The sequence below is a fragment of the Staphylococcus sp. HMSC062H10 genome (genome assembly GCF_001836945.1).
Taxonomy (GTDB): Bacteria; Bacillota; Bacilli; order Staphylococcales; family Staphylococcaceae; genus Staphylococcus; species Staphylococcus aureus.
In genome coordinates, this window is record NZ_KV830995.1 from 31,883 (window position 1) to 52,419 (window position 20,537).

Genomic DNA, 20,537 nt, shown 5'->3' on the forward strand with positions numbered 1-20,537 from the left:
GACTTAATGGTTTAAATAATTTCTTTATTTATCCGGGTCAAAAATTGAAAGTAACTGGTAATGCATCTACGAACTCAGGATCTACTACAACGACAAATAGAGGTTACAATACACCAGTATTCAATCACCAAAACTTATATACATGGGGTCAATGTACATATCATGTATTTAATCGTCGTGCTGAAATTGGTAAAGGTATTAGTACTTATTGGTGGAATGCAAATAACTGGGATAACGCAGCGGCTGCAGATGGTTACACAATTGACAATAGACCTACTGTAGGTTCAATCGCTCAAACAGATGTAGGTTACTATGGTCATGTTATGTTTGTAGAACGTGTAAATAACGATGGTAGTATTTTAGTTTCAGAAATGAACTATTCAGCTGCACCAGGTATTTTAACTTACAGAACGGTACCAGCTTACCAAGTAAATAATTATAGATATATTCACTAAAGTCTTACGTATATAAATATATATAATGAATTCCTATTACATTTCACAAGCGGAAAAGTTAGATTGAATCCTAAACTTTATGGCGGGGCTATCAAAGTCGTGATTGTTGTAATAGGAATTTTTGTATAAGAAAAAGGATTGGTCGAATGAACTTCATGTTCTATGTTCGACCAATCCTTTTCTGATTTAGTATTCATGCTTTACTTTGCGAATGCTTGTAAATAATCTAGCACCGTTTGTTATTAAAGTAACAACTGCCACTGCTTTTTTGAACTTACGTGGTGACTTAATTGAAATGTAAAAGTCTAACACGGTTCCTACAGTGCTTAAACCTAGTGAAAGATATACTAATTTTTTATTTTTAGCATGATATTTATAGCCATTGTAGCCGTCGACTATGAAACCTGCGACATTTAGTAAACTTGATAAACGTTGTGATTTGGAACGTTTTGCCATAATAATAATTCCCCCTAGTATCTTCTGTTTTTATGGAAAAATTGGGTGCGCTGAATTGCTAACGTTTTGCGCTATAACTACTCATATATGATAACATAATTGTACAGTATAATTTGAAAAATTGATTTCACAAAGTTGGGGTGTCAAAGATGATTAAATGTGTCTGTTTAGTTGAAGAAACAGCTGATAAAATATTGCTTGTTCAAGTAAGGAATCGCGAAAAGTATTATTTCCCAGGTGGTAAAATAGAGGAAGGGGAATCACAAGTACACGCGCTGTTAAGAGAAGTAAAAGAAGAATTAAATTTAACATTAACAATGGATGAAATTGAATATATCGGGACAATTGTAGGCCCTGCATATCCACAACAGGATATGTTAACTGAGTTAAATGGATTTCGCGCATTAACCAAAATCGATTGGGAAAATGTAACTATCAATAATGAAATTACGGATATACGCTGGATTGATAAAGATAATGATGCGTTGATTGCGCCTGCTGTCAAAGTTTGGATTGAAACGTATGGTGGGAAACATGACAAATAATGACACCATCATGTTACGACATTATGTCCCACAAGATCATTCGATGTTAGAAGCTTTTCAATTAAGTGAAAGTGATTTGAAGTTTGTTAAAACGCCAGAGGAAAATATTACAGCTGCAATGTCTGATAATGAAAGGTATCCCATCGTTGTAATGGATGGCAGGCAATGTGTGGCCTTTTTTACATTACATCGTGGAAAAGGAGTCGCACCATTTAGCGATAACCAAAATGCAGTATTTTTCAGGTCATTTAGTGTGGATCAACGTTATCGTAATAAAGGAATAGGTAAAGTAGTAATGGAAAAATTGGTGCCATTTATTACTTCAACATTTCAGGATATTAATGAGATTGTGTTAACGGTTAATACTGACAATCCACATGCCATGGCACTTTATCGACAACAAGGATATCAATATATGGGAGATAGTATGTTCGTCGGAAGACCTGTTCATATTATGGCGCTAACTATAAAATAAATTAAATTTAAAAGCATCTTTACTCATCGTCGACCACAACAATTAATGATGAATAAAGGTGCTTTTTGTTATAGACCACCGGACAATTTACTATAGTAAAAAGCGACCTAGTGAACAATTGACATATATCCACAGGTCGCTTAACTTAAGTTATATTGAAAGTTGCGATTAATTGATAGACTCATCATTTTTGCGCTGTCGAGATGGTCTTTTTATTAAAAATGCCGTAATCCAAGCCGTAATCGGAATACTGATTGCAACGGCAATACCGCCTAAAATAATAGAAATAAATTCTTGGGCAAATATTTTCGAGTTTATAATATGACCAAATGAATATTTAAGTTTGAAAAACCAAATAAATAAAGCAAGTTGGCCACCAAAAAAGGCAAGGTAAATCGTGTTCGCAGATGTCGCTAAAATTTCTCTACCAACACGCATGCCAGATTGGAATAATTCGTATTGCGTAAGTGTTGGATTCACTTGATGCAATTCATAAATGGGTGAACTAATGGTAATCGTTAAATCTATCACAGCTGCAATAACAGCAAGAATAATAGTGAACACCATAAATTGAACCATATCAATGCCAATATTCATTGAATACACATATGTTTCATCTTGTTGTTCGGTTGAAAAGCCTTGTAGATGACCGAAGTAGACCGATAAATAAATGAGTGTAATCAACAATATTGTTGTAACGATAGTGCTGATAAATGCAGCTTGTGTTTTAACATTGTAACTATTGAGTACGAATAAATTACAAGCGCCAATAATAATGCAGAAAAAGAATGTGACGACATAAATCGGTACGCCAAAAATAATCAATACAATACTAATAATTAAAATGGCAAAGTTTAAAAATAGGGTTAAATAAGAGATGAATCCCTTTTTACCTCCGAAAATTATCATCAGAAAGAGGAGCAATAACGCCAATATAAATACAGCATTCATTGTTTCGCCCTCCTTAATGTTTCAAATATTTCCATAAACAATATTGTGATAGGAATTGTAAGTACGATACCTATACCACCTGTTAGTGCACGCGCAATTTCTAACGACCAATTCATCGAAATAGTATAAGTCACTGTATTGGCATTTTTAAAAAGATTAAAAACATAGGTAGTGCACCGGATAAATACGAGAATAATAAAATGTTAGTCATGGTACCCATAATATCTTGGCCGATGTTTCGACCAGCAAGTGCCCAACGCTTCATTGAAATGTGCGGCGTACGTTGTAAAATCTCATGCATGCCACTTGCAATCGTAATTGCAACATCCATAATAGCGCCTAATGAACCTATTAACACTGAGGCTAGGAAGATATCTTTCGGTGGTAATGATAAAAAATTCATCGTTTCATATTTAATGCCTTTACCATCTGTCATATATATGATTAATTCTGTTAAACCTATACTCAAAAAAGTTCCGATAATTGTACTTGCTACGGTAATGAGTGTACGCATATGCCAGCCTGTAACGAGCAATAAAGTGAGTATTGTTGAACAGATCATGGCAATGGTCATGAGTAAGAATAAATTAATATTGCTATGTTGAATATGAATGTAAATTGCGATTAATATGGCAATAGAATTCAAGATTAATGATAAAATCGATTGCAGTCCGACTTTGCGACCAACCAATAATACAGTTAATAAAAACAAACCAGTGATGATAACCGTTAAGGTATCACGCTTCTTTTCTATAATATAAGCATCACTCGGCTTGTTAGAAATATGTAATAATACTTTTTCGTGTGTGCGAAATGCTTCTGAATCTGCTTGAGATTTGACGTACTGATGATTGATCGTCGTCGTTTCTCCAGCAAATTGACCATTTAATATTTTGACTTTTAATTGATTTTTATACTTAATATCACGATTATTTTGTGCATCTTTTGTAGGTGTCGATGAAACGTGTTTGACATCTATAATTTGACCAATTGGTTTGTTGTAAAAGTTCTCATTATTGAATGTAAATAAAATAGCACCAATGAATGCGATGCAGAACAAACCTAAAATTATATTAAATGGCTTTGTAAATAAATTTCTATATTTCAAAAACAAAACCCCAATTCTATGAATGAATTAATATGGTGATTATACGCCCTTAATTTTTTATTTTCAAAGATATTACTGCTAAGTGTAAAACGAAAATCATCATTGATAGCGTCGAAATACTTAATGGAATGTAGACGTTTTAGTCATTAATTGCTGAATAAGTGTTAATAATATGCCAATATCGCTCTTTGTATAAGGCGCCTTTGTAATAGCACATATCGTTCTTTTTAATTCAGTATGATCTAATTTTATATCTATCCATGATTTAGATTCTGGTAAATGTATATTTTGTGATGAAATGATGTAACCTTCTTTTTGACGAAGGAGATACTGCGCAAGTGGTAGGCTACTGATTGTGTATACATCTGATTTAGTAATCTTGCGCAATTGTTTTTTTACAGTTTCGGCAAATGGTGCCAAGCAATAAATATGACTATGCTCAAACTGAATTAATGGTGGGTGTGTCGCCATCGTAATTGGATCGTCTGAAGGCGCATATAAATGATAGTGCTCTTCGAATAAAGGTAGCATATGTAATTGTTTGTGTTTACGTATTTCTGGAGTAAGTTCCGTGAAACCAATGTCTATATTCCCATTTAATACGCTATTTATAATCGTGTCATGTTCTAATAAATTAGGGATGACATGTGTATCATTTTGTAAATGAAATGTTTGGATAAGTGGTAGTAACATGTGGGATACGTCACTCTCATCATAGCCAATGTAGATACTTTTATTTTTAGTTAATCCATGGCTTTGAAATTGTTCAATCGTGCTATCTAAATGTTCAATAATACGCAGAGCTTCATTAAATAATAATTTCCCTTCAGATGTGAGCATAATATTGCGTCCTTGCTTTTTAAATAAAGATACATTAAGTTCTTGTTCTAATAATGTAATTTGACGGCTTATCGCTGATTGAGCAATGTTTAGTTCAAGTGCTGTTTCGGAGATATGTTCTCTTTTAGCGACCTCGATAAAATATCTTAATTGTTTAATTTCCATAGCGGTATAGGCACCTCCGAAAATGAGTGTTTTGTAACTATTATAGCAATATTATTGATGAATGTTCTATTTTTTAGATGAATATCTTCTATTTTATATATTGAACAGATAAATTTTTTAGATTATAGTAATTATCATTAATAACTAATATCAGAATATTCTAAAAAAGGGGTGTGCATCATGCACAATGAGAAATTAATTAAAGGCTTATATGACTATCGTGAGGAACATGATGCGTGCGGTATTGGTTTTTATGCAAATATGGATAATAAAAGGTCTCATGACATCATAGATAAATCACTTGAAATGTTGCGACGCTTAGACCACAGGGGCGGGGTCGGCGCAGATGGCATCACTGGTGATGGCGCAGGTATCATGACTGAAATACCTTTTGCATTTTTCAAACAACATGTAACGGACTTTGAAATCCCAGGTGAAGGCGAATATGCCGTGGGGTTATTTTTTTCCAAAGAACGCATTTTAGGTTCTGAACATGAAGCAATTTTTAAAAAGTATTTCGAAGGCGAAGGGTTATCTATTCTTGGTTACCGTAATGTACCAGTTAATAAAGATGCGATTGCGAAACACGTAGCAGATACGATGCCAGTCATTCAACAAGTGTTTATTGATATTAGGGACATTGAAGATGTTGAAAAGCGTTTGTTTTTAGCGAGAAAACAATTAGAGTTCTATTCGACTCAGTGCGATTTAGAATTGTATTTTACGAGCTTATCACGCAAAACAATTGTATATAAAGGCTGGTTACGATCAGACCAAATTAAAAAACTCTATACAGATTTATCGGATGATTTATATCAATCAAAGCTAGGGTTAGTTCATTCGAGATTTAGTACGAATACATTCCCGAGTTGGAAAAGGGCGCATCCTAACCGTATGTTAATGCATAATGGTGAGATTAACACGATTAAAGGTAATGTGAACTGGATGCGAGCACGCCAACATAAATTAATCGAAACATTATTTGGCGAGGATCAACATAAAGTGTTTCAAATTGTCGATGAGGATGGTAGTGACTCTGCCATTGTAGATAATGCGCTAGAGTTCTTATCGTTAGCCATGGAGCCAGAAAAGGCAGCGATGTTACTCATACCTGAACCTTGGTTATACAATGAAGCGAATGATGCAAATGTACGTGCGTTTTATGAATTTTATAGTTATTTAATGGAACCGTGGGATGGTCCTACAATGATTTCGTTCTGTAACGGTGACAAACTTGGCGCGCTTACAGATAGAAATGGATTACGTCCAGGTCGTTATACGATTACTAAAGATAACTTTATTGTCTTTTCATCTGAAGTGGGTGTTGTGGACGTACCTGAAAGTAATGTTGCTTTTAAAGGTCAATTGAATCCTGGAAAGTTATTGCTTGTTGATTTTAAACAGAATAAAGTCATTGAAAATAATGATTTAAAAGGTGCGATTGCTGGAGAATTACCATATAAAACATGGGTTGATAATCATAAAGTTGATTTTGATTTTGAAAATATACAGTATCAAGATTCACAATGGAAAGATGAAACGTTATTTAAATTACAACGTCAATTTGCATATACCAAAGAAGAGATTCATAAGTATATTCAGGAACTTGTAGAAGGTAAGAAGGATCCTATCGGTGCAATGGGATATGATGCGCCAATTGCAGTGTTGAACGAGCGACCAGAATCACTATTTAATTACTTTAAACAGCTGTTTGCACAAGTAACAAATCCACCAATTGATGCGTATCGTGAAAAAATCGTAACGAGTGAACTTTCTTATTTAGGTGGCGAAGGTAACTTATTAGCACCTGACGAAACGGTTTTAGATCGAATTCAATTGAAGAGACCGGTATTGAATGAATCACACTTAGCAGCGATTGATCAGGAGCATTTTAAATTAACATATTTATCAACGGTATATGAAGAGGATTTGGAAGATGCGTTAGAAGTATTAGGCCGAGAAGCAGTGGATGCTGTAAAGCAAGGCGCTCAAATTCTAGTGTTAGATGATAGTGGATTAGTTGATGGCAATGGCTTTGCAATGCCGATGTTACTCGCAATAAGTCATGTGCATCAATTACTTATTAAAGCAGATTTACGTATGTCTACAAGTTTAGTCGCTAAATCTGGTGAGACACGAGAAGTACATCATGTTGCTTGTTTACTAGCATATGGCGCGAATGCAATTGTGCCATACCTAGCGCAACGTACAGTTGAACAACTGACATTGACAGAAGGGTTACAAGGCACCGTTGTCGATAATGTTAAGACATATACGGATGTATTGTCGGAAGGTGTCATTAAAGTAATGGCTAAGATGGGAATTTCGACAGTGCAAAGTTATCAAGGTGCACAAATATTTGAAGCGATTGGCTTGTCTCATGATGTGATTGATCGTTATTTTACTGGAACACAGTCTAAGTTATCTGGTATTTCGATTGATCAAATCGATGCTGAAAATAAAGCACGTCAACAAAGTGATGATAATTATCTTGCATCAGGTAGTACATTCCAATGGAGACAACAAGGTCAACATCATGCTTTTAATCCGGAATCTATTTTCTTATTGCAGCACGCATGTAAAGAAAATGACTATGCGCAATTTAAAGCATACTCTGAAGCGGTAAACAAAAATAGAACAGATCACATTAGACATTTACTTGAATTTAAAGCATGTACACCGATTGACATCGACCAAGTTGAACCGGTAAGTGACATTGTCAAACGTTTTAATACAGGGGCGATGAGTTATGGATCGATTTCAGCGGAAGCACATGAAACGTTAGCACAAGCCATGAACCAATTAGGTGGAAAGAGTAATAGTGGTGAAGGTGGCGAAGATGCAAAACGTTATGAAGTACAAGTTGATGGAAGCAACAAAGTAAGTGCGATTAAACAAGTTGCTTCTGGACGTTTTGGTGTAACTAGTGATTATTTACAACATGCCAAAGAAATTCAAATTAAAGTTGCGCAAGGTGCAAAGCCTGGTGAAGGTGGTCAATTACCTGGTACTAAGGTATATCCGTGGATTGCGAAGACAAGAGGGTCAACGCCAGGTATCGGTCTGATTTCACCACCGCCACATCATGATATTTATTCAATAGAAGATTTAGCGCAACTGATACATGATTTGAAAAATGCGAATAAAGATGCAGATATCGCGGTAAAATTAGTTTCGAAAACAGGTGTTGGTACCATTGCATCTGGGGTGGCAAAAGCATTTGCAGATAAAATTGTCATCAGTGGTTACGATGGTGGTACAGGGGCTTCACCTAAAACGAGTATTCAGCATGCCGGTGTTCCTTGGGAGATTGGTTTAGCAGAAACACATCAAACATTAAAACTAAATGACTTAAGAAGTCGTGTTAAGTTAGAAACAGACGGTAAGTTATTAACTGGTAAAGATGTAGCGTACGCATGTGCGCTTGGAGCGGAAGAATTTGGATTTGCAACTGCACCATTAGTGGTGTTGGGCTGTATTATGATGCGTGTATGCCATAAAGATACATGTCCAGTAGGAGTTGCAACTCAAAACAAAGATTTACGTGCTTTATATAGAGGTAAAGCACATCATGTTGTTAATTTTATGCATTTTATTGCACAAGAATTAAGAGAAATTTTAGCATCTTTAGGTTTGAAACGTGTAGAAGACTTAGTTGGAAGAACTGATTTATTACAACGATCATCAACATTAAAAGCGAATAGCAAAGCGGCTAGTATTGATGTTGAAAAACTGTTATGTCCTTTCGATGGGCCAAATACAAAAGAAATTCAACAAAATCATAATCTTGAGCATGGATTTGATTTAACAAATTTATATGAAGTAACGAAGCCATATATTGCTGAAGGGCGTCGCTATACAGGTAGCTTTACAGTAAATAATGAACAACGTGATGTAGGGGTTATTACAGGTAGTGAGATTTCGAAACAATATGGAGAAGCAGGACTTCCTGAAAATACAATTAATGTTTATACGAATGGTCATGCTGGTCAAAGTCTTGCAGCATATGCACCGAAAGGCTTAATGATTCATCATACTGGAGATGCGAATGACTATGTTGGTAAAGGATTATCTGGTGGTACGGTCATTGTCAAAGCACCTTTTGAAGAACGACAAAATGAAATTATTGCTGGTAACGTCTCATTCTATGGTGCGACAGGTGGTAAGGCATTTATTAACGGTAGTGCAGGAGAAAGATTCTGTATTAGAAATAGTGGTGTAGATGTTGTCGTTGAAGGTATCGGCGACCATGGATTAGAGTACATGACTGGTGGACATGTCATTAATTTAGGTGATGTAGGTAAGAACTTCGGTCAAGGTATGAGTGGTGGTATTGCTTACGTTATCCCGTCTGATGTAGAAGCTTTTGTTGAAAATAACCAACTAGATACGCTTTCGTTTACAAAGGTTAAACACCAAGAAGAAAAAGCATTCATTAAGCAAATGCTGGAAGAACATGTGTCACATACGAATAGTACGAGAGCGATTCATGTGTTAAAACATTTTGATCGTATTGAAGATGTCGTCGTTAAAGTTATTCCTAAAGATTATCAATTAATGATGCAAAAAATTCATTTGCACAAATCATTACATGACAATGAAGATGAAGCGATGTTAGCTGCATTTTACGATGACAGTAAAACAATCGACGCTAAACATAAACCAGCCGTTGTGTATTAAGGAAAGGGGGAGATAAGATGGGTGAATTTAAAGGATTTATGAAGTATGACAAACAGTACTTAGGTGAATTATCACTGGTAGACCGTTTGAAGCATCATAAAGCATATCAACAACGATTTACTAAAGAAGATGCCTCTATCCAAGGTGCACGATGTATGGATTGTGGAACGCCGTTTTGTCAAACCGGACAACAGTATGGTAGGGAAACAATAGGTTGTCCAATTGGAAACTACATTCCTGAATGGAACGACTTAGTGTATCATCAAGATTTTAAAACTGCTTATGAACGCTTAAGCGAAACAAATAACTTTCCTGACTTTACAGGGCGTGTATGTCCTGCACCATGCGAAAGTGCTTGTGTGATGAAGATTAATAGAGAATCGATTGCGATTAAAGGTATTGAACGCACAATTATTGATGAAGCTTTTGAAAATGGTTGGGTAGCGCCGAAAGTTCCGAGTCGCCGTAGAGATGAAAAAGTGGCAATCGTTGGAAGCGGTCCAGCAGGATTAACTGCTGCTGAAGAACTTAATCTACTAGGATATCAAGTGACTATTTATGAACGTGCTAGAGAATCAGGTGGTTTATTAATGTATGGTATACCTAATATGAAGCTTGATAAAGATGTGGTTCGACGTCGTATTAAGTTAATGGAAGAAGCGGGCATTACTTTCATTAATGGTGTTGAAGTAGGCGTTGATATTGATAAAGCAACGTTAGAATCTGAATACGATGCAATTATATTATGTACTGGTGCACAAAAAGGTAGAGATTTACCTTTAGAAGGACGCATGGGTGATGGTATACATTTCGCTATGGATTATTTAACTGAACAAACGCAGCTGTTAAATGGAGAAATTGATGATATAACAATAACTGCAAAAGATAAGAATGTCATTATCATTGGTGCTGGTGATACAGGGGCAGACTGTGTAGCGACAGCATTAAGAGAAAATTGCAAGTCGATTGTTCAATTTAATAAATATACGAAATTGCCAGAAGCAATTACGTTTACAGAAAATGCATCATGGCCTTTAGCAATGCCGGTGTTTAAAATGGACTATGCGCACCAAGAGTACGAAGCTAAGTTTGGTAAGGAACCACGTGCATATGGTGTTCAAACGATGCGTTACGATGTTGACGATAAAGGACACATACGTGGTTTGTATACTCAAATTTTAGAGCAAGGCGAAAATGGTATGGTCATGAAAGAAGGACCTGAAAGATTTTGGCCTGCTGACCTTGTATTATTATCAATCGGCTTCGAAGGTACAGAACCAACAGTACCAAATGCTTTTAACATTAAAACGGATAGAAATCGAATCGTGGCGGATGATACAAACTATCAAACTAATAATGAAAAAGTATTTGCTGCTGGAGATGCTAGACGTGGTCAAAGTTTAGTTGTATGGGCGATTAAAGAAGGTAGAGGCGTAGCGAAAGCAGTAGATCAGTATTTAGCGAGTAAAGTTTGTGTATAATCTTTGTATGGAAATGGTGGTTACGTTGACGTTGAATGGTGCTGAATCGAGTTTGAAATAATCTAGTATCTATCAACGTCACATGCCATCTTTGTAACCTAAAAACAAAGGTTTGTAAGATAACTAATAGATTAATTATAAGTAGTGATTTTTTACATTCGTTTTATAGGTCAACTGTAGTGGAAGACAATGAATTGTGGTAATCATGTAATGCTTAAAAACAATATTGACTTTTACAGAACGTTCATATATGATAAATATTGTGTTTAGGAGGAATACCCAAGTCCGGCTGAAGGGATCGGTCTTGAAAACCGACAGGGGCTTAACGGCTCGCGGGGGTTCGAATCCCTCTTCCTCCGCCATCAATATTTATATTAAATACTATATAAAAAAAGGTAAGTACTCAAAGTTTGAGTGTTTACCTTTTTTATTTGCCTTTGAATGACTCGTATTTTTTGATAATAGAAATGATAAGGCATTGAGATTGGAAGGGCATTTGGCTTGTGCAATATACATAGCTAAGTGCCTTTTTTATTTTGTGAAATATGATAGATGGCTTGTGTGGGCAGGTTTACTATTTATAGATATGCATTTTTCAATTTAGGAGTTGGCCATGCATCTACACTTTATAATGGCGAGAGTGTGGTGAGTTATTGTTAATAACGCAATTGTAGCGAGGAGTTATTGCTACATATGTCGTTAAGGCTCATTGATTTTCTGAAATGGCTACACCAGATCATTGTGACAAAATAAAAAAATTGTTGAAAGCCTTTACATAACTTGTCTAGACAAGTTATACTCGTTTTAAGACATTAAGGGAGTGAAGTATATGGCTGTAAAAAGAGAAGATGTAAAAGCCATCGTAACCGCTATTGGGGGAAAAGAAAATCTTGAAGCTGCAACGCATTGTGTAACACGATTACGTTTAGTGCTGAAGGATGAAAGTAAAGTTGATAAAGGCGCATTAAGTAATAATGCGTTGGTCAAGGGGCAGTTCAAAGCAGACCATCAATATCAAATTGTCATTGGTCCAGGCACAGTTGATGAAGTGTATAAGCATTTTATTGAAGAAACGGGTGCTCAAGAAGCTTCGAAAGATGAAGCGAAACAAGCCGCTGCACAAAAAGGGAATCCAGTACAACGTTTAATCAAATTGTTGGGGGATATTTTTATACCAATATTACCTGCGATTGTGACAGCTGGTTTGTTAATGGGAATCAATAATTTACTTACAATGAAAGGTTTATTTGGTCCAAAAGCACTTATTGAGATGTATCCACAAATTGCTGATATTTCAAACATCATTAATGTGATTGCGAGTACGGCATTTATTTTCTTACCAGCATTAATTGGTTGGAGTAGTATGCGTGTATTTGGTGGTAGTCCGATTCTAGGCTTAGTCTTAGGTTTGATTTTAATGCACCCGCAATTAGTATCTCAGTATGATTTGGCAAAAGGGAATATTCCGACGTGGAACTTATTTGGGTTAGAGATTAAGCAGTTGAATTACCAAGGTCAAGTGTTGCCTGTTTTAATTGCAGCTTATGTTCTAGCTAAAATTGAAAAAGGATTAAATAAAGTTGTTCATGATTCGATAAAAATGTTGGTCGTTGGACCCGTAGCGCTTTTAGTTACTGGATTTTTAGCATTTATTATCATTGGACCAGTTGCATTATTGATTGGTACAGGTATTACATCTGGTGTTACATTTATATTCCAACATGCAGGATGGCTTGGCGGAGCAATATATGGATTGTTATATGCACCACTTGTAATTACTGGCTTGCATCATATGTTTTTAGCAGTAGATTTCCAATTAATGGGTAGCAGCTTAGGTGGTACATACTTATGGCCAATCGTTGCGATTTCAAATATTTGTCAGGGGTCTGCAGCATTTGGCGCATGGTTTGTCTATAAACGTCGTAAAATGGTTAAAGAAGAAGGTTTGGCATTAACATCTGGTATTTCTGGTATGTTAGGTGTTACTGAACCAGCTATGTTTGGTGTGAACTTACCTCTGAAATATCCATTTATCGCTGCGATATCAACGTCTTGTGTATTGGGGGCAATCGTTGGTATGAATAACGTACTTGGAAAAGTTGGTGTTGGTGGTGTGCCAGCATTCATTTCAATTCAAAAAGAATTTTGGCCAGTATATCTTATTGTGACAGCTATTGCTATTGTTGTACCATGTATACTAACAATTGTGATGTCTCATTTTAGTAAACAAAAAGCAAAAGAAATTGTTGTAGATTAATAAAATAAAAAAGGGGCGTTCGTTATTGGGGCGTCCTTTATTACGTTATAAGGTGGTAATTGTGTGACGAAAGAAATAGATTGGAGAAAATCCGTTGTATATCAAATTTATCCTAAGTCGTTTAATGATACGACGGGGAATGGTATAGGAGATATCAACGGAATTATAGAAAAATTGGATTATATCAAGTTATTGGGTGTTGATTATATTTGGTTAACACCAGTGTATGAATCACCGATGAATGATAATGGCTATGATATCAGCAATTATTTAGAAATCAATGAAGACTTTGGAACGATGGATGATTTTGAAAAGTTAATTAAAGTTGCTCATCAAAAAGACTTGAAAGTGATGTTAGATATTGTCATTAATCATACGTCGACGGAGCACGAATGGTTTAAAGAAGCCCGTAAATCTAAAGACAACCCTTATAGAGATTATTACTTTTTCAGATCATCTGAAGACGGACCGCCAACAAATTGGCATTCTAAATTTGGTGGTAATGCATGGAAGTATGATTCTGAGACAGATGAATATTATTTACATTTATTTGATGTCAGTCAAGCTGATTTAAATTGGGATAATCCGGAAGTACGTCAATCGTTATATCGAATTGTCAATCATTGGATAGACTTCGGCGTTGATGGTTTTCGATTTGATGTCATTAACTTAATTTCTAAAGGTGAATTTAAAGACTCTGACAAAATAGGTAAAGAATTTTATACGGATGGTCCTAGAGTGCATGAGTTTCTGCATGAATTAAATCGTCAAACGTTTGGTAACACTGACATAATGACTGTAGGAGAAATGTCTTCGACGACGATTGAAAATTGTATTAAGTATACACAGCCAGAACGCCAAGAATTGAATAGTGTTTTTAATTTTCATCATCTAAAGGTTGATTATGTTGATGGTGAAAAGTGGACGAATGCGAAGCTGGATTTTCATAAGTTAAAGGAAATTCTGATGCAATGGCAACGAGGTATTTATGACGGTGGCGGATGGAACGCGATTTTCTGGTGTAATCATGATCAGCCACGGGTAGTGTCTAGATTTGGTGATGATACGTCGGAAGAGATGAGGATACAAAGTGCTAAAATGTTAGCTATCGCACTGCATATGTTGCAAGGGACGCCATATATTTACCAAGGTGAAGAAATTGGTATGACGGACCCACATTTTACATCAATAGCACAATATCGTGATGTTGAATCGATTAATGCCTACCATCAGTTGTTAAGTGAAGGGCATGCTGAAGCGGATGTGTTAGCGATTTTAGGACAGAAGTCACGAGACAATTCGAGAACGCCTATGCAATGGAGTGATGATGTTAATGCTGGATTTACTGCTGGTAAGCCTTGGATTGATATTCCAGAAAATTATCATCAGGTCAACGTTAGACAAGCACTTCAGAATAAAGATTCTATTTTCTATACGTATCAAAAATTAATACAATTAAGACATACGCATGATATTATTACGTATGGAGACATTGTGCCACGTTTTATGGATCATGATCATTTATTTGTTTATGAACGTCATTATAAGAATCAACAATGGCTAGTAATTGCGAATTTCTCAGCATCGGCTGTTGATTTGCCAGAAGGATTGGCTAGCGAAGGTCGTGTTGTGATTCAAACAGGCACAGTAGAAAATAATACGATAAGCGGGTTTGGTGCAATTGTAATCGAAACAAACGCGTAAAATAAATTGAGTGGATGCGTTTATATGGTGAAGCAAAAGAAATTTATGAAGATTTATGAGGCGTTGAAAGAAGATATATTAAACGGGCAGATTCAATATGGTGAACAAATTCCGTCTGAACATGATTTGGTGCAATTGTACCAGTCATCTCGAGAGACCGTGCGTAAGGCATTAGATTTGTTGGCATTAGACGGTATGATTCAAAAGATTCATGGTAAAGGGTCACTTGTCATTTATCAAGAGGTTACAGAGTTCCCATTTTCTGAACTTGTTAGTTTTAAAGAAATGCAAGAAGAAATGGGTGTCGCATATTTAACTGAAGTTGTTGTGAATGAGGTTGTTGAAGCGCATGAAGTTCCAGAAGTTCAACATGCTTTAAACATCAATTCTAGTGAATCGCTCATTCATATTGTTAGAACTCGTCGGCTTAACCAACATGTGAAGATTGTTGATGAAGATTATTTTCTAAAGTCGATTGTTTCAGATATAGGTAATGATGTTGCGAGTGATTCTATTTATGATTATTTGGAAAAGGTATTAAATCTTAATATTAGTTATTCAAGTAAGTCTATTACTTTTGAACCGTTTGATGAACAAGCATATCAATTGTTTGGTGATGTATCGGTGGCTTATTCAGCAACAGTTCGAAGTATTGTGTATTTAGAAAATACAATGCCGTTTCAATATAATATTTCAAAACATCTTGCAAATGAATTTAAATTTAACGACTTCTCAAGACGTCGTATAAAGTAAACAATGATATAAATGATTTATACTTGCAATTAACTATTAAAATATAGTAATATATATCTTGCCGTGCTAGGTGGGGAGGTAGCGGTTCCCTGTACTCGAAATCCGCTTTATGCGAGGCTTAATTCCTTTGTTGAGGCCGTATTTTTGCGAAGTCTGCCCAAAGCACGTAGTGTTTGAAGATTTCGGTCCTATGCAATATGAACCCATGAACCATGTCAGGTCCTGACGGAAGCAGCATTAAGTGGATCATCATATGTGCCGTAGGGTAGCCGAGATTTAGCTAACGACTTTGGTTACGTTCGTGAATTACGTTCGATGCTTAGGTGCACGGTTTTTTATTTTTAAAAATATTAAACCGATTATTAAGAGTTGAAAATATATAATTATAGAAGCTACTTTCTTGAAGACAATTCAGCGTATTATACGTGGAACATGTTGTGGGAAGTAGCTTTTTTATATGTGAAGTTTGATTCAAGTGAAATCGATGCGCAGTTTGAATGTTTTTTTACGGATATAAAAAGTAAGAAGTTATTATTTGATGATAAAGAAATGATGGTGAAATGAGGGGGAGTACCTTACAATAGAATTATTAATGAGATACGTTATGATTATTGACAATCAAATGCCTACGGAGGACATATGCAAATATATTTAAGTACTTTAACAGAGTTAGATTATGATAAATCTTTAAATAGTATTGAAGAAAGTTTTGATGATAATCCTGAAACGAGTTGGCAAGCACGTGCGAAAGTGAAACATTTAAGGAAATCTCCTTGCTATAATTTTGAATTAGAAGTAATTGCGAAAAATGAAAATAACGATGTCGTTGGACACGTTTTATTAATTGAAGTAGAAATTAATAGTGATGATAAGACGTATTATGGTTTGGCGATTGCTTCTTTATCAGTCAACCCTGAATTGCGTGGACAAAAATTAGGTCGTGGATTGGTTCAAGCAGTAGAAGAGCGTGCAAAAGCGCAAGAATATAGTACGGTTGTTGTAGACCATTGTTTTGACTACTTTGAAAAGTTGGGTTATCAAAATGCTGCTGAGCATGACATTAAATTAGAATCTGGTGATGCACCGTTACTTGTAAAATATTTATGGGATAATTTGACGGATGCACCACACGGAATCGTAAAATTTCCAGAACATTTTTATTAATTGTTCATTTAAGAAGTAAAGGTATTATCATGTTATAATGAAAGGTAATTGTTTATGGAGGTGCTAACTTGAATTATCAAGCCTTATATCGTATGTACAGACCCCAAAGTTTCGAGGATGTCGTCGGACAAGAACATGTCACGAAGACATTACGCAATGCGATTTCGAAAGAAAAACAATCGCATGCATATATTTTTAGTGGTCCGAGAGGTACGGGAAAAACGAGTATTGCCAAAGTATTTGCTAAAGCAATCAACTGTTTAAATAGCACTGATGGAGAACCTTGTAATGAATGTCATATTTGTAAAGGCATTACGCAGGGGACTAATTCAGATGTGATAGAAATTGATGCTGCTAGTAATAATGGCGTTGATGAAATAAGAAATATTAGAGACAAAGTTAAATATGCACCAAGTGAATCGAAATATAAAGTTTATATTATAGATGAGGTGCACATGCTAACAACAGGTGCTTTTAATGCCCTTTTAAAGACGTTAGAAGAACCTCCAGCACACGCTATTTTTATATTGGCAACGACAGAACCACATAAAATCCCTCCAACAATCATATCTAGGGCACAACGTTTTGATTTTAAAGCAATAAGTTTAGATCAAATTGTTGAACGTTTAAAATTTGTAGCAGATGCACAACAAATTGAATACGAAGAAGAGGCATTGGCGTTTATTGCGAAAGCATCTGAAGGTGGTATGCGTGATGCGTTAAGTATTATGGATCAGGCTATTGCTTTCGGCGATGGCACATTGACATTACAAGATGCCCTAAATGTTACGGGTAGCGTTCATGATGAAGCGTTGAATCACTTGTTTGATGATATTGTACAAGGTGACGTACAAGCATCTTTTAAAAAATACCATCAGTTTATAACAGAAGGTAAAGAAGTGAATCGCCTAATAAATGATATGATTTATTTTGTCAGAGATACGATTATGAATAAAACATCTGAGAAAGATACTGAGTATCGAGCACTGATGAACTTAGAATTAGATATGTTATATCAAATGATTGATCTTATTAATGATACATTAGTGTCGATTCGTTTTAGTGTGAATCAAAACGTTCATTTTGAAGTGTTGTTAGTAAAATTAGCTGAGCAGATTAAGGGTCAACCACAAGTGATTGCGAATGTAGCTGAACCAGCACAAATTGCTTCATCGCCAAACACAGACGTATTGTTGCAACGCATGGAACAGTTAGAACAAGAACTTAAGACGCTTAAAGCTCAAGGAGTGAGTGTCGCTCCTACTCAAAATTCTTCGAAAAAGCCTGCGAGAGGTATACAAAAATCTAAAAATGCATTTTCGATGCAACAAATTGCCAAAGTGCTCGATAAAGCGAATAAGGCGGATATCAAATTGTTGAAAGATCATTGGCAAGAAGTGATTGATCATGCCAAAAATAATGATAAAAAATCACTCGTTAGTTTATTGCAAAATTCGGAACCTGTGGCGGCAAGTGAAGATCACGTACTTGTGAAATTTGAGGAAGAGATCCATTGTGAAATCGTCAATAAAGACGACGAGAAACGTAGTAGTATAGAAAGTGTTGTATGTAATATCGTTAATAAAAACGTTAAAGTTGTTGGTGTACCATCAGATCAATGGCAAAGAGTTCGAACGGAGTATTTACAAAATCGTAAAAACGAAGGCGATGATATGCCAAAGCAACAAGCGCAACAAACAGATATTGCTCAAAAAGCAAAAGATCTTTTCGGTGAAGAAACTGTACATGTGATAGATGAAGAGTGATACATGACAAGCGATATAATCGTATGTATAATGAAAGAAACATCATTTTATTGATAAATATTTATTGATTTTCAAGGAGGAAATGGAATATGCGCGGTGGCGGAAACATGCAACAAATGATGAAACAAATGCAAAAAATGCAAAAGAAAATGGCTCAAGAACAAGAAAAACTTAAAGAAGAGCGTATTGTAGGAACAGCTGGCGGTGGCATGGTTGCAGTTACTGTAACTGGTCATAAAGAAGTTGTCGACGTTGAAATCAAAGAAGAAGCTGTAGACCCAGATGATATTGAAATGCTACAAGACTTAGTGTTAGCAGCTACTAATGAAGCGATGAATAAAGCTGATGAGCTTACTCAAGAACGTTTAGGTAAACATACTCAAGGCTTAAACATCCCTGGAATGTGATCATAGATGCATTATCCAGAACCTATATCAAAGCTTATTGATAGCTTTATGAAATTGCCAGGCATTGGTCCAAAGACAGCCCAACGTCTGGCTTTTCATACCTTAGATATGAAAGAAGACGATGTTGTTCAGTTTGCCAAAGCATTAGTAGATGTTAAAAGAGAATTAACATATTGTAGCGTATGTGGTCACATTACTGAAAATGATCCATGTTATATTTGTGAAGATAAGCAAAGAGATCGTTCAGTTATTTGTGTTGTGGAAGATGACAAAGATGTCATAGCTATGGAAAAAATGAGAGAATACAAAGGTTTATATCACGTTTTACATGGGTCTATTTCGCCTATGGATGGAATTGGACCAGAAGATATTAATATTCCTTCATTGATTGAACGCTTGAAAAACGATGAAGTTAGCGAATTAATCTTAGCTATGAACCCGAACTTAGAGGGGGAATCTACAGCCATGTATATTTCTAGATTAGTTAAGCCTATAGGTATCAAAGTGACGAGATTAGCACAAGGGTTATCGGTAGGTGGCGATTTAGAGTATGCTGACGAAGTAACATTATCTAAAGCAATCGCAGGTAGAACAGAAATGTAATGTCTTCTATTAAACATTTTTGAATTTAATACTATAGTAAGAAAAGTCACAGTGTAATCATTGTGGCTTTTTTTATGGTGTGATGTACTACTTTATTTGTGGTGTGGCGGTGGCATGGTTTACTTCTTTTTACTGAGGGGGGATATTTAGGAAGCAAGCCGTTTGTTGTGATTTGTTACTTTTAATAGTAATGATTCGAATTGGATTATCGAAGTAGGAATACCGTTGTGGTGTGTTCGTGCTATTAATTTGATAAATGCGGTTGATAGTTAATGACTATGCAAATGAAATTCTTTTGTAATTGAAATGATAGATGCTGGCTTAGTAGTTGTATTTCTTTGGTCTAAAGCTTATTAAATCAGCCTGTACAGCGGTGTTTTGAGAGATTATTTAAAACTTGTAAATTTATTTTTAATTTCTGGTAAAAAAATAATGTTCTGTTTTGCGGTTTTTTTATTATCTTTTCATAAAAATAACCACCTTATTTGTTTTAGAAAACGTACTATTAACAATTGTAATTTCTTTAAGTTCGATTTTTAGAATGAGAGCGTTCAGAATGGATAGTAAAGGTGTAATTTTTACTGTTGTTAAGCAGTTTGAAAGCCTGTATAGTATTTATTTGTTGAGGCAAACAAAACAACTCAACTTAAGAAATAACTTGAATTACTAACGAAAATTAATTTCAAAAAGTTGTTGACTTAAATGTTAATAAAATGTATAATTAATT

At 35.4% G+C, this 20,537-nt stretch carries 14 protein-coding genes, 1 tRNA gene, 1 other RNA gene and 4 pseudogenes; 16 read left to right on the forward strand and 4 right to left on the reverse strand.

Translation table 11 applies throughout. From position 1 onward, the window contains the following. Positions 1-455, forward strand: a pseudogene (gene aaa, locus HMPREF2658_RS11805) (autolysin/adhesin Aaa); the annotation flags it as partial. 186 nt (positions 456-641) lie between these two features. Here aaa and HMPREF2658_RS11810 read toward each other — a convergent pair. Then, positions 642-911, reverse strand: coding sequence for a hypothetical protein (locus tag HMPREF2658_RS11810; protein ID WP_001129473.1), 270 nt, complete (start codon positions 909-911; stop codon positions 642-644). Positions 912-1,060: 149 nt separating this feature from the next. Here HMPREF2658_RS11810 and HMPREF2658_RS11815 point away from each other — a divergent pair, with 149 nt between their 5' ends. Continuing rightward, the gene (locus HMPREF2658_RS11815; protein ID WP_000588522.1) at positions 1,061-1,456 is read left to right on the forward strand and encodes an NUDIX hydrolase; all 396 of its coding nucleotides are present in this window, start codon (positions 1,061-1,063) and stop codon (positions 1,454-1,456) included. Beyond that, positions 1,446-1,931 carry a GNAT family N-acetyltransferase gene (locus HMPREF2658_RS11820; protein WP_000183656.1) on the forward strand — a complete coding sequence of 162 codons (486 nt, stop codon included), beginning with the start codon at positions 1,446-1,448 and terminating at the stop codon, positions 1,929-1,931. Before HMPREF2658_RS11815 ends, HMPREF2658_RS11820 begins: the two co-directional genes overlap by 11 nt. 168 nt (positions 1,932-2,099) lie before the next feature. Here the strand turns inward: HMPREF2658_RS11820 and HMPREF2658_RS11825 are convergent, their stop codons facing one another. From HMPREF2658_RS11825 to gltC, 3 genes and pseudogenes are all read right to left on the reverse strand, one after another. Beyond that, positions 2,100-2,882: a YibE/F family protein gene (locus HMPREF2658_RS11825; RefSeq protein ID WP_000994678.1), complete on the reverse strand. Its 783-nt coding sequence runs from the start codon at positions 2,880-2,882 to the stop codon at positions 2,100-2,102. Next, positions 2,879-3,996: pseudogene (locus HMPREF2658_RS11830) on the reverse strand (YibE/F family protein). The gene HMPREF2658_RS11825 and the pseudogene HMPREF2658_RS11830 overlap by 4 nt, the downstream one beginning before the upstream one ends. 114 nt (positions 3,997-4,110) lie before the next feature. Beyond that, a complete protein-coding gene (gene gltC / locus HMPREF2658_RS11835) occupies positions 4,111-4,995 on the reverse strand; it encodes a glutamate biosynthesis transcriptional regulator GltC (protein ID WP_000403906.1) in 885 nt (294 codons plus the stop codon). A gap of 180 nt (positions 4,996-5,175) precedes the next feature. On the opposite strand from gltC, the gene gltB reads away from it, so the two are divergent. The 13 genes and pseudogenes from gltB (at position 5,176) to HMPREF2658_RS14660 (ending at position 20,111) form a co-directional block, all read left to right on the forward strand. Then, entirely contained in the window at positions 5,176-9,675 is a 4,500-nt protein-coding gene (gene gltB / locus HMPREF2658_RS11840) for a glutamate synthase large subunit (protein ID WP_070854427.1), read from the forward strand. 17 nt (positions 9,676-9,692) lie between these two features. Further along, entirely contained in the window at positions 9,693-11,156 is a 1,464-nt protein-coding gene (locus HMPREF2658_RS11845; protein ID WP_000503590.1) for a glutamate synthase subunit beta, read from the forward strand. Positions 11,157-11,425: 269 nt separating this feature from the next. Then, a tRNA-Ser gene (locus HMPREF2658_RS11850) sits at positions 11,426-11,518 on the forward strand. 467 nt (positions 11,519-11,985) lie between these two features. Next, positions 11,986-13,413, forward strand: a complete 1,428-nt coding sequence (gene treP, locus HMPREF2658_RS11855; protein WP_000279385.1) for a PTS system trehalose-specific EIIBC component — start codon at positions 11,986-11,988, stop codon at positions 13,411-13,413. A gap of 63 nt (positions 13,414-13,476) precedes the next feature. Then, positions 13,477-15,117 carry an alpha,alpha-phosphotrehalase gene (gene treC / locus HMPREF2658_RS11860; RefSeq protein WP_000159500.1) on the forward strand — a complete coding sequence of 547 codons (1,641 nt, stop codon included), beginning with the start codon at positions 13,477-13,479 and terminating at the stop codon, positions 15,115-15,117. Between the two features lie 24 nt (positions 15,118-15,141). Then, positions 15,142-15,870 carry a trehalose operon repressor gene (treR, locus tag HMPREF2658_RS11865; protein WP_000240627.1) on the forward strand — a complete coding sequence of 243 codons (729 nt, stop codon included), beginning with the start codon at positions 15,142-15,144 and terminating at the stop codon, positions 15,868-15,870. Between the two features lie 61 nt (positions 15,871-15,931). After that, an RNA gene (gene ffs / locus HMPREF2658_RS11870) (signal recognition particle sRNA large type) lies at positions 15,932-16,201 on the forward strand. Positions 16,202-16,270: 69 nt separating this feature from the next. Then, positions 16,271-16,368 (forward strand): annotated as a pseudogene (locus HMPREF2658_RS14410) (hypothetical protein); the annotation flags it as partial. A 141-nt stretch (positions 16,369-16,509) separates the two neighbouring features. Continuing rightward, complete coding sequence (locus HMPREF2658_RS11875) at positions 16,510-17,034, forward strand: GNAT family N-acetyltransferase (protein WP_001167831.1); 525 nt, start codon at positions 16,510-16,512, stop codon at positions 17,032-17,034. 68 nt (positions 17,035-17,102) lie between these two features. Then, positions 17,103-18,800, forward strand: coding sequence for a DNA polymerase III subunit gamma/tau (gene dnaX, locus HMPREF2658_RS11880; RefSeq protein ID WP_001109055.1), 1,698 nt, complete (start codon positions 17,103-17,105; stop codon positions 18,798-18,800). Positions 18,801-18,889: 89 nt separating this feature from the next. Further along, a complete protein-coding gene (locus HMPREF2658_RS11885; protein WP_001213992.1) occupies positions 18,890-19,207 on the forward strand; it encodes a YbaB/EbfC family nucleoid-associated protein in 318 nt (105 codons plus the stop codon). 6 nt (positions 19,208-19,213) lie between these two features. After that, positions 19,214-19,810: a recombination mediator RecR gene (recR, locus tag HMPREF2658_RS11890; protein WP_000559156.1), complete on the forward strand. Its 597-nt coding sequence runs from the start codon at positions 19,214-19,216 to the stop codon at positions 19,808-19,810. A gap of 204 nt (positions 19,811-20,014) precedes the next feature. After that, positions 20,015-20,111: pseudogene (locus HMPREF2658_RS14660) on the forward strand (hypothetical protein). Positions 20,112-20,537: the final 426 nt, after the last annotated feature.

Excerpts from the sequence above, each read along its gene's own strand:
- HMPREF2658_RS11820 (WP_000183656.1), top strand. The coding sequence starts at position 1,446 with ATGACAAATAATGACACCATCATGTTACGACATTATGTCCCACAAGAT.
- HMPREF2658_RS11875 (WP_001167831.1), top strand. The coding sequence starts at position 16,510 with ATGCAAATATATTTAAGTACTTTAACAGAGTTAGATTATGATAAATCT.
- HMPREF2658_RS11825 (WP_000994678.1), bottom strand. The coding sequence starts at position 2,882 with ATGAATGCTGTATTTATATTGGCGTTATTGCTCCTCTTTCTGATGATA.
- HMPREF2658_RS11885 (WP_001213992.1), top strand. The coding sequence starts at position 18,890 with ATGCGCGGTGGCGGAAACATGCAACAAATGATGAAACAAATGCAAAAA.
- HMPREF2658_RS11815 (WP_000588522.1), top strand. The coding sequence starts at position 1,061 with ATGATTAAATGTGTCTGTTTAGTTGAAGAAACAGCTGATAAAATATTG.
- gltB (WP_070854427.1), top strand. The coding sequence starts at position 5,176 with ATGCACAATGAGAAATTAATTAAAGGCTTATATGACTATCGTGAGGAA.
- HMPREF2658_RS11810 (WP_001129473.1), bottom strand. The coding sequence starts at position 911 with ATGGCAAAACGTTCCAAATCACAACGTTTATCAAGTTTACTAAATGTC.
- treP (WP_000279385.1), top strand. The coding sequence starts at position 11,986 with ATGGCTGTAAAAAGAGAAGATGTAAAAGCCATCGTAACCGCTATTGGG.
- recR (WP_000559156.1), top strand. The coding sequence starts at position 19,214 with ATGCATTATCCAGAACCTATATCAAAGCTTATTGATAGCTTTATGAAA.
- treR (WP_000240627.1), top strand. The coding sequence starts at position 15,142 with ATGGTGAAGCAAAAGAAATTTATGAAGATTTATGAGGCGTTGAAAGAA.
- HMPREF2658_RS11845 (WP_000503590.1), top strand. The coding sequence starts at position 9,693 with ATGGGTGAATTTAAAGGATTTATGAAGTATGACAAACAGTACTTAGGT.
- gltC (WP_000403906.1), bottom strand. The coding sequence starts at position 4,995 with ATGGAAATTAAACAATTAAGATATTTTATCGAGGTCGCTAAAAGAGAA.